This window comes from Kitasatospora sp. NPDC059827, assembly GCF_042731675.1.
In the GTDB taxonomy this organism is placed as follows: domain Bacteria; phylum Actinomycetota; class Actinomycetes; order Streptomycetales; family Streptomycetaceae; genus Kitasatospora.
Map to the genome: position 1 here is coordinate 1 of NZ_JBHWIV010000152.1, position 8,389 is coordinate 8,389.

Genomic DNA, 8,389 nt, shown 5'->3' on the forward strand with positions numbered 1-8,389 from the left:
ATTGGCGACCGACGACAACGCGGCGAGGCGCGCTTGTGCCCTGGGGGTACCTCCCGGCCGAAGGCTGGGGGAGCGTCGGCCCGCAGGCGGGAGTTTGAAGACGGACCCTAGCGCTCGGGCCGGTCCTCGGGTACTACTGCGGCGATCCGCACGGTGGGAGGCCACGGGGGCGCCGGGGCGAAGGCGTGCACCACGTTGACGGGCGGTCGGTCGATCGTCGGGTTGCCTTCGATGCGGGTGGAGTGGAGCTCGACCTGCTGCGGGCCCTCTGTGACCGTCCGGATGTGGCGACCGAGCCGGGGCCGGCACTCGAGTTCGCCGCGTAGGGCTTCCAGTGCCTCGGCAACCCCGAGCTCCTTGGCCCGCTGCGCGGCGCGATCGGTGATGACCGCGATCGCCGTGGTGCCCGGGTCGTGCGGGTAGTTCACTCGGCGTCCTGCCTGGCGAGCAAGTCGTGGACGGCCTCGGCCACGGCGTCGGCCACTGCGCGGTCGGCCGCGAGCAGCACCCGCCCCCGGTACGCGGCGATGATCTCGGCGACTGCCACCAGATCGACGACGGTACCGACCTCCCCGACCTGGTCGAGCCGGTCGACCGGTACCCGGCGCAGCAGCTGCTCGGCGAGCTCGGCGTCCAGGCGCTCGGCGTCGCCGGGGTAGCCGTGGCCGGTGCGCAGTGCGGCCCGTAGCTCCTGGAGGGTGTCCATCGGCGGAACGCCGAGGCGGCCCGCACCGTGTCCGTGTTCGGTGGGCTGGGTGCTCATCCCTACCAACCCCTTCTTCGTCGGCCGACCCGGCGCTGGGCCGGGCCCTGTGGTCCTCACGGTATCCGCCCCGTGCCGGTCCGTGGGGCGGTGCTCGGCAACCGGCCGGAGTCGATCAGGGTGTGAGCAGGCGTGACCGCAGGGCGTCGATCCGGGCGTGGTCGATGCCGATGGTGCCGGTGAGGTAGGCCTCGACGGAGCCGTAGCGGGTGGCGAGGTCGGCGAGGGTGAGGCGGATGACCGTCTCCGGGGCGCGGCCGTAGCCGGGCCAGCGGAGGGTTTCGCCGGGGTGGGCGGCGTGCCAGTCGGCGACCAGGTGCGGGGTGGCGAGCTCGGTGAGGGCGAAGTCGGCGGCGATGTCGTCCTCGGAGACGCCGAGCAGGGTGAGCACCAGGGCGGCGATCAGGCCGGTGCGGTCCTTGCCGGACATGCAGTGGAAGACCGCCGGGGTGTCGGCGTCGGTGATCGCGTCCAGGGTCTGGCGGATCTCCTTGACGCCGTCCTCGGCGACCTCGGCGAAGCGGTCGGCGAGGTAGCGCCACGGGTCGAGGTCCGGGTCGATCGCGGCCTGGTCGTACGGGCGGTGCTCGATCGAGTGGTTGCGGAAGTCCAGGCCGTCGAAGTCGGGCACCCGGCCCTTGGCGGCGATCTCCCAGTCGTAGCGCAGGTCGATCACGGTCCGGACGCCGAGGGCCCGCAGTCGCTCCAGGTCGGCGGGGGAGGAGAGCTTGCCGAGCGAGTCGGAGCGGTAGAGCAGGCCCCACCGGACGGTCCGTCCGTCGGCGGCCGGATAGCCGCCCAGGTCACGGAAGTTGTGCAGGGCGTCGAACGCGAGGTGGCGGGTCGTCATGGGCGGCAATCCAACCACGGCGTCAGGCGCCGGAGTAGCCCCGGGCGAGCAGTCCGAAGGCGCGGTCGGCGTGGGCGACGGCCTCGGGGTGGAGGTCGTCGGCGGTGCGGCCGCCGTCCCGCAGGAGCTGCCAGTTGTGCAGGGCGAGGACCCGTTGGGTGGCGGTGACCTGGGCGGCGAGCAGGGGGGCGGTGAGCTCGTGCGGCGGGGCGAGGTCGGGGGCCTCGCGCAGCGCCTCGGCGAGGGACTGCTCGGCGCGGGCCACGTACGCGCCGACCCGGGCGGCCAGGCTGGGGGTGCCGTACACGAGGGCGGTGAAGGCCAGCACGGCCGGGTGGTCGTTGAGGCCGGTGACCGGGTCGTGTCGGTCGAGGCCGTCCAGGAAGTCCCGGCGCAGGGCTTCCAGCACGGTCTCGTCCCCGGCCCGGCCCCGGACCACGTCCGCCGCCTGCTCCTGGTGGTCGGCGAAGCGGTGGACGACCAGGTCCTCCTTGCTGGCGAAGTAGCTGAACAGGGTGGGCTTGGAGACCTCGGCGGCGGCGGCGACCTCCGCCACCGAGACCTGGTCGAAGCCGTGCTCCAGGAAGAGCGCGATGGCGGCCTCGGAGATGGCCCGTCGCGTCCGTTCCTTCTTGCGTTCCCGCAGTCCCGTCATGCCGGTCAGGCTAGCAGTCGGGGTTGACCGGGGCAGTTTTCTGACCCAGTACGAAAATCAGCTGCTGAGCGAGTCCAGGATCCGGCGGACCGACTCCACCACCGGCGCGCCCGCCCGCACCAGCGAGGCCACCCCCGAGATGTTGCGCAGCGCCCGGCGCAGGGCGGACGGCGAGGCCCCGGCGCCGTCGCCGATGGCCTCCAGCGACTCGTCCAGTACCTCGCGGTCCTCGGCCGGCACCTGGTCGCGCAACTGCTGGACGGCGGCGACGAGTTCGCGCAGTGCTGCCTGCGGATCGACCGGGCCCTGGTTCTTGACGATGCCGATGTTGTGGTCACCGTGCTGGGTGACCGAGTCGCCGAAGTGGAAGGAGTTGCTCACAGTCCGACCCGCTTTCCGGTGTTGTGGTCACCGTGCTGGGTGACCGAGTCGCCGAAGTGGAAGGAGTTGCTCACAGTCCGACCCGCTTTCCGGTGTTGTGGTCGCCGTACTGGGTGATCTTGTCGCCGACGTGGAGGTTCTCCACCTGGAAGGCGAACTCCGCCTGGGGGTTGTCGATCGCCTCCATGATCATCTGGATCAGGTTGGTGATCTGCCACTCGTGGTGGCTCACCACGGCGGTGGTGGCGGCGTTCGAGGTGTCGAGGACCAGCCGGTACACCGGCTTCTGCCGCAGCTTGGTGACGAGCCGGTAGAGGAAGAACGCCAGGCCGGCCAGTAGCAGCACGCTCGGAAGGGCGGCCTGCGTGGCGTCCGCCCCGTTGCGGGTGACTGCGCTGAGCAGGCTGACCGCGAACAGCAGCCCGATCACCTGCCGGACGAACCTGATGATCGTCCGCGAGCGCTTGGGCGGCCACCACACCAACTGCCGCGCCCGGGCGATGTGCTGCAGCGGGTAGGCGTCGCCGCCGATCCACAGCACCCGCCGGCTCACCCTGACGTCGATCACGTTCCGTGCCAAGTCCGCTCCCCCTGCCGCTCGTGCGGGGAGAACCATAGCAACGGCCGAGGACGGCAGGAATGCTGGCGGTGGATCAGGCGGCCCTCACCCGGCCGGGCGCCGGGCGGTCACCTCGATCTCGATCCGCATCCGGGGGTCGGCCAGGCCGCACACCTGCATCGTCGCGGCGGGCCGGACCTCACCGAAGCAGCGCCGCAGCACCGGCCAGCAGGGCTCGAAGTCCGCGCGCTCGGGCAGCAGGTAACGCACCCGCACCACGTCGGCGAAGCCGGAGCCGGCCTCGGCCAGGGCGGCCGCGATGTTACGCAGGCACTGCTCGGCCTGCTCCACCACGTCCGGGGAGATGGTCATGGTGGCGTAGTCGAACCCCGTCGTCCCGGACACGTGCACCCAGTCGCCGTCCACCACGGCGCGGGCGTAGCCGATCTGTTCCTCGAAGGTGGAGCCGCTGAGCACGGCGCGTCGCCCGAGTCGTTCTGTCATGCGCCGAACGCTAGGTGGCCTGCGGGGATACGTCCAATACTCCTGCGGGGCCGATCTGATATCCCTGGAGGTATGGAGCACCGCCCCGAACTCCCCCTCCCGCAGCTGCACGCCTTCACCGTGCTCGCCGGGGAACTGCACTTCGGCCGGGCCGCCGCCCGCCTCGGCATCGCCCAGCCGCCGCTGTCCCAGCAGATCCGCCGGCTGGAGGAGAAGGTCGGCCACCCGCTGTTTCGGCGCGAACCGGGCGGCGTCACCCTGACCCCGGCCGGGCAGGAGCTGCTGCCGGTCGCGCGCCGGGTGCTGGCCGAGCTCGCGGACGGGCTGGCGGCCGCCCGGGCGGTGGGCGACGGGGAGGCGGGGCGGCTGCGGATCGGCTTCTCCGCCTCGCTCGCCCTGACCGTCCTGCCCGGCCTGCTGCACGCCTTCCGGGACCACCACCCGGGGGTGCGGCTGGACGTCCGGGAGATGACCAGCGCGCCCCAGCTCACCGCCCTGCGCGACCGGGCCATCGACGTCGGCCTGCTGCGCGAGCCGCCCGCCGACGACCCGGAGCTGCGCTTCCGGACGGTGCTCGGCGAGCCCTTCGTCGCGGTGCTCCCGGCGGACCATCCGCTCGCCGCCCAACGGGTCGTCCGGCTCGGGCAGTTGGCGGCGGAACCGTTCGTGCTGCTGCCCCGGGAGGAGGGGCCGCAGCTGTACGACCGGATCACCGGCCTGTGCGTCGAGGCGGGTTTCACCCCGCGGATCGGACAGCAGGCGGTGGAGTGGCAGACGGTGTGCGCCCTGGTGGGGGCGGGCCTGGGCGTCTCGCTGGCCCCGGCCGGCATCCGGCGGATCCGGCTGCGCGGCGTCGCCTTCCGCCGGATCGACCCGGCTGCCGCCCGCACCCGGGTCGCCGTGGCCTGGCGGGCCGACGACCGCAGCCCGCTGGTGCACCGGCTGCTGGAGGTCGTCGGGCCGGAACGACATTAGTGTCCGGCTCAGACGCTGCGGTCGGCGAGCACCTCGCGGACGACGTGACGGGCGTTGGCGGTCCGGGCCGGGTCGGTGTGGCGGTAGTAGGGGATCGTCACCAGGGCTATCGAGAGGGCCCAGGCGCGGCCGCGGGCCCACATCGCGTCGTCGGCGCGCAGGGCGGCGCGGAAGGCGGGTCTGGCGGCGGCGGGCAGCAGGTTCCAGGCGGGCATCAGGTCGGTGGTGGGGTCGCCGACGCCCATCAGGGCGAAGTCGATGACGGCGGCGAGCCGGCCGGAGCCGTTGAGCAGCAGGTTGCCGGGGGTGAGGTCGCCGTGCATCCAGGCCGGCGGTCCGGCGTACTCGGGGAGGCGGAGCGCCTTGTCCCACAGGGCGGTTGCGGCGGCGGTGTCGATCGCACCGGTGAGTTGGGCGATCGCGGCGCGCGTGGCGCCGTCCCGGGAGGCGAGCGGCACGCTGCGGTGGCCGGCCGGGGCGCCGGCCGGGTTGAGGGTGCGCAGGGCGTTGACGAAGCCGGCCAGGTCGCGGGCGAGGCCCTCGGGCGCGGCGAGCACGCCGACCGCCGGGTTGACGCCGTCGAGCCAGCGCAGCACCGACCACTGCCAGGGGTACCCGGCGGCGGGGCGGCCGACGGCCAGCGGGGCGGGGACGGGCAGCGGCAACTGCGGTGCCAGCCGGGGCAGCCACTGGTGCTCGCGCCGGACGTCCCCGGCGGCCCACTCCACCCGGGGCAGCCGGACGGCGAGTTCGGGCCCGAGCCGGAACATGGCGTTGTCCGTCCCGGCGGACCCGACGGGCGTGACCGGCAGGCCCACCCACTGCGGGAACTGGGCGGAGAGCAACCGCCTTACCAGGGCCGCGTCGACGACCGGTCCATCGGGGTGCATCCGGGCGGCAGCGCACATGCCCGGCAGCGTACAGCGCGGACCGCCGCCCGACAGGCGGATCGGCGAACTGCCGGGCCTGATGAGGTGAGGGGACGGTGATCGGCCGGCGGACGGACGGAGAACGCCGGGCCCGGGCGCGCGCCACGCCCGCCACCCCGGGTGCGGCCGTGCGGTGTCACCGGCACCTGCCAGAATGCGGGGGGTACGGCGAAAGCACTGAAGGAGAAGGTGACCGGCTTCGTGACCACGCCAGTCGAACAGGTGGCCCGGCAGGCCCAGCAGGCGATCGAGCGCAAGATCGCCGAGGAACTGGGCGTTCGCGAGGGGCAGGTGACGTCCGCGGTCGAGTTGCTCGACGGCGGCGCGACCGTGCCGTTCGTGGCCCGCTACCGCAAGGAGGTCACCGGCTCGCTGGACGACGCCCAGCTGCGCACCCTGGAGGAGCGGCTGCGCTACCTGCGGGAGCTGGAGGAGCGCCGGGCGGCCGTCCTGGAGTCGATCGACGCCCAGGGCAAGCTGGACGACGCGCTGCGCGCCCGGGTGCTGGCCGCCGACTCCAAGGCACGGCTGGAGGACATCTACCTGCCGTACAAGCCCAAGCGGCGCACCAAGGCGCAGATCGCCCGGGAGGCCGGGCTGGAGCCGCTGGCCGACACCCTGCTCACCGACCCGACGCAGGACCCGGCGGCGCTCGCCGCGCAGTACCTGAACGAGTCGGTGGCGGACGGCGCGGCCGCGCTGGAGGGCGCCAGGTCGATCCTGGTCGAGCGCTTCGGCGAGGACGCGGACCTGGTCGGCTCGCTGCGCGAGCGGATGTGGGGCCGCGGCCGGGTGGTCGCGAAGGTCCGGGACGGCAAGGAGGCCGACGGCGCCAAGTTCGCCGACTACTTCGACTTCTCCGAGCCCTACACCAAGCTCCCCTCGCACCGCATCCTGGCGATGCTGCGCGGCGAGAAGGAGGAGGTGCTGGACCTCGAACTCTCCCCCTACGACGGCGAGTCCGAGGGCGACCTGCCCGGCGAGAGCGACTACGAGCAGCGCATCGCGGCCCGCTTCGGCATCGCCGACCGCGGCCGCCCGGCCGACAAGTGGCTGGGCGACACGGTCCGTTGGGCCTGGCGCACCCGCGTCCTGGTGCGGCTCGGCATCGACCTGCGGGGCCGGCTGCGCGCCGAGGCCGAGGACGAGGCGGTGCGGGTCTTCGCCGCCAACCTGCGCGACCTGCTGCTCGCCGCCCCGGCCGGCACCCGCGCCACCATGGGCCTCGACCCGGGCTTCCGCACCGGGGTGAAGGTCGCCGTGGTGGACGCCACCGGCAAGGTGGTCGCGTACGAGACCATCTACCCGCACCAGCCCGCCAACAAGTGGGACGCCGCGCTGCACACCCTCGCCGCGCTGGCGAAGAAGCACGACGTCGACCTGGTGGCGATCGGCAACGGCACCGCCTCCCGGGAGACCGACAAGCTCGCCGAGGACCTGCTCAAGCGCCACCCCGAGCTGGGGCTCACCAAGGCGATGGTCAGCGAGGCCGGCGCCTCCGTGTACTCGGCCTCCGCGTTCGCCTCGCAGGAACTGCCGGAGCTGGACGTGTCGATCCGCGGCGCGGTGTCGATCGCCCGCCGGCTCCAGGACCCGCTGGCCGAACTGGTCAAGATCGACCCCAAGTCGATCGGCGTCGGCCAGTACCAGCACGACCTGAGCGAGGTGAAGCTGTCGCGCTCGCTGGACGCCGTGGTCGAGGACTGCGTCAACGCCGTCGGCGTGGACGTCAACACCGCCTCGGCGCCGCTGCTCACCCGGGTCTCCGGCATCACCGCCACGCTGGCCGACAACATCGTGGCGCACCGCGACGCCAACGGCCCGTTCCGCACCCGCAGGCAGCTCAAGGACGTCTCCCGGCTGGGCCCCAAGGCCTTCGAGCAGTGCGCGGGCTTCCTGCGCATCCCCGGCGGCGAGGACCCGCTGGACGCCTCCAGCGTGCACCCCGAGGCCTACCCGGTGGTACGCCGGATCCTCGCCTCCACCGGTGGCGAGCTGCGCGAGCTGATCGGCAACGGGGAGCGGCTGCGGGCGCTGCGCCCGGCGGAGTTCGCCGACGACACCTTCGGCGTCCCGACCGTCACCGACATCCTCGGCGAGCTGGACAAGCCGGGCCGTGACCCGCGCCCGGCCTTCCGCACCGCGGTGTTCAAGGAGGGCGTCGACAAGATCGGCGACCTGGAGGTCGGCATGGTGCTGGAGGGCGTGGTCACCAACGTGGCCGCCTTCGGCGCCTTCGTCGACGTGGGCGTCCACCAGGACGGGCTGGTGCACGTCTCGGCGCTGTCCAGGAACTTCGTCAAGGACCCGCGCGAGGTGGTCAAGCCGGGCGACATCGTCAAGGTCCGGGTGCTCACGGTGGACGTGCCGCGCAAGCGGATCGGGCTCACCCTGCGGCTGGACGACGAGGTCGGCCGGGAGCGGGGCGGCGACCGGGGTGATCGGGGCGATCGCGGTGACCGCGGTGGCGACCGGGGCGAGCGGCAGGCCCGCCCGCCGCGCCAGGAGCGCCGGGGCGCGGGCCAGGGTGGCCAGGGCGGTGGCGGCGGCCAGAGTGGTCAGGGCGGCGGCCGTGGCGGCCAGGACCGGCGCGGCGGCGGCTCGGGCTCCGGCTCCGGCGGCAACGCCCCGCTGGCCAACAGCGCCATGGCGGACGCGCTGCGCCGGGCCGGTCTGACCGGCGGCGGCGAGGGCGGCGGGAAGGATCGGCGCTCCGGACGGCGCTGAGCAGCACACCGACGGCCGGGGCCGGTGGACACGCGTCCACCGGCCC

10 protein-coding genes are annotated in these 8,389 nt (G+C 73.6%); 2 read left to right on the forward strand and 8 right to left on the reverse strand.

Annotated features, from left to right (window positions below; genetic code table 11):
- Window positions 1-107: 107 nt before the first annotated feature.
- The 7 genes from ACFV8H_RS40625 to ACFV8H_RS40655 all read right to left on the reverse strand — a co-directional run bounded on the left by ACFV8H_RS40625 (window position 108) and on the right by ACFV8H_RS40655 (window position 3,712).
- The gene (locus ACFV8H_RS40625; RefSeq protein ID WP_380409709.1) at window positions 108-428 is read right to left on the reverse strand and encodes a hypothetical protein; all 321 of its coding nucleotides are present in this window, start codon (window positions 426-428) and stop codon (window positions 108-110) included.
- Window positions 425-763 (reverse strand): hypothetical protein, encoded by a 339-nt coding sequence (locus ACFV8H_RS40630; protein ID WP_380409710.1) that lies wholly within the window; start codon window positions 761-763, stop codon window positions 425-427. Before ACFV8H_RS40630 ends, ACFV8H_RS40625 begins: the two co-directional genes overlap by 4 nt.
- Before the next feature lie 115 nt (window positions 764-878).
- A complete protein-coding gene (locus ACFV8H_RS40635; RefSeq protein ID WP_380409712.1) occupies window positions 879-1,613 on the reverse strand; it encodes a tyrosine-protein phosphatase in 735 nt (244 codons plus the stop codon).
- Window positions 1,614-1,635: 22 nt separating this feature from the next.
- Window positions 1,636-2,268, reverse strand: coding sequence for a TetR/AcrR family transcriptional regulator (locus tag ACFV8H_RS40640; protein ID WP_380409714.1), 633 nt, complete (start codon window positions 2,266-2,268; stop codon window positions 1,636-1,638).
- A gap of 57 nt (window positions 2,269-2,325) precedes the next feature.
- A complete protein-coding gene (locus ACFV8H_RS40645) occupies window positions 2,326-2,649 on the reverse strand; it encodes a hypothetical protein (RefSeq protein WP_380409715.1) in 324 nt (107 codons plus the stop codon).
- Window positions 2,650-2,719: 70 nt separating this feature from the next.
- Entirely contained in the window at window positions 2,720-3,229 is a 510-nt protein-coding gene (locus tag ACFV8H_RS40650; RefSeq protein ID WP_380409716.1) for a DUF6232 family protein, read from the reverse strand.
- Window positions 3,230-3,313: 84 nt separating this feature from the next.
- The gene (locus tag ACFV8H_RS40655; RefSeq protein ID WP_380409717.1) at window positions 3,314-3,712 is read right to left on the reverse strand and encodes a RidA family protein; all 399 of its coding nucleotides are present in this window, start codon (window positions 3,710-3,712) and stop codon (window positions 3,314-3,316) included.
- Window positions 3,713-3,784: 72 nt separating this feature from the next.
- Here ACFV8H_RS40655 and ACFV8H_RS40660 point away from each other — a divergent pair, with 72 nt between their 5' ends.
- Window positions 3,785-4,687 carry a LysR family transcriptional regulator gene (locus tag ACFV8H_RS40660; RefSeq protein ID WP_380409719.1) on the forward strand — a complete coding sequence of 301 codons (903 nt, stop codon included), beginning with the start codon at window positions 3,785-3,787 and terminating at the stop codon, window positions 4,685-4,687.
- Between the two features lie 8 nt (window positions 4,688-4,695).
- Here ACFV8H_RS40660 and ACFV8H_RS40665 read toward each other — a convergent pair whose 3' ends face one another.
- The gene (locus tag ACFV8H_RS40665; protein ID WP_380409721.1) at window positions 4,696-5,595 is read right to left on the reverse strand and encodes an aminoglycoside phosphotransferase family protein; all 900 of its coding nucleotides are present in this window, start codon (window positions 5,593-5,595) and stop codon (window positions 4,696-4,698) included.
- Window positions 5,596-5,817: 222 nt separating this feature from the next.
- Here ACFV8H_RS40665 and ACFV8H_RS40670 point away from each other — a divergent pair, with 222 nt between their 5' ends.
- On the forward strand, window positions 5,818-8,343 hold the full coding sequence (locus tag ACFV8H_RS40670; RefSeq protein ID WP_380409723.1) for a Tex family protein: 2,526 nt from the start codon (window positions 5,818-5,820) through the stop codon (window positions 8,341-8,343).
- The last annotated feature ends 46 nt before the right edge of the window (window positions 8,344-8,389 follow it).

Coding starts and splice junctions, on each gene's coding strand:
- ACFV8H_RS40660 (WP_380409719.1), top strand. CDS start 3,785: ATGGAGCACCGCCCCGAACTCCCCCTCCCGCAGCTGCACGCCTTCACC.
- ACFV8H_RS40640 (WP_380409714.1), bottom strand. CDS start 2,268: ATGACGGGACTGCGGGAACGCAAGAAGGAACGGACGCGACGGGCCATC.
- ACFV8H_RS40635 (WP_380409712.1), bottom strand. CDS start 1,613: ATGACGACCCGCCACCTCGCGTTCGACGCCCTGCACAACTTCCGTGAC.
- ACFV8H_RS40630 (WP_380409710.1), bottom strand. CDS start 763: ATGAGCACCCAGCCCACCGAACACGGACACGGTGCGGGCCGCCTCGGC.
- ACFV8H_RS40665 (WP_380409721.1), bottom strand. CDS start 5,595: ATGTGCGCTGCCGCCCGGATGCACCCCGATGGACCGGTCGTCGACGCG.
- ACFV8H_RS40655 (WP_380409717.1), bottom strand. CDS start 3,712: ATGACAGAACGACTCGGGCGACGCGCCGTGCTCAGCGGCTCCACCTTC.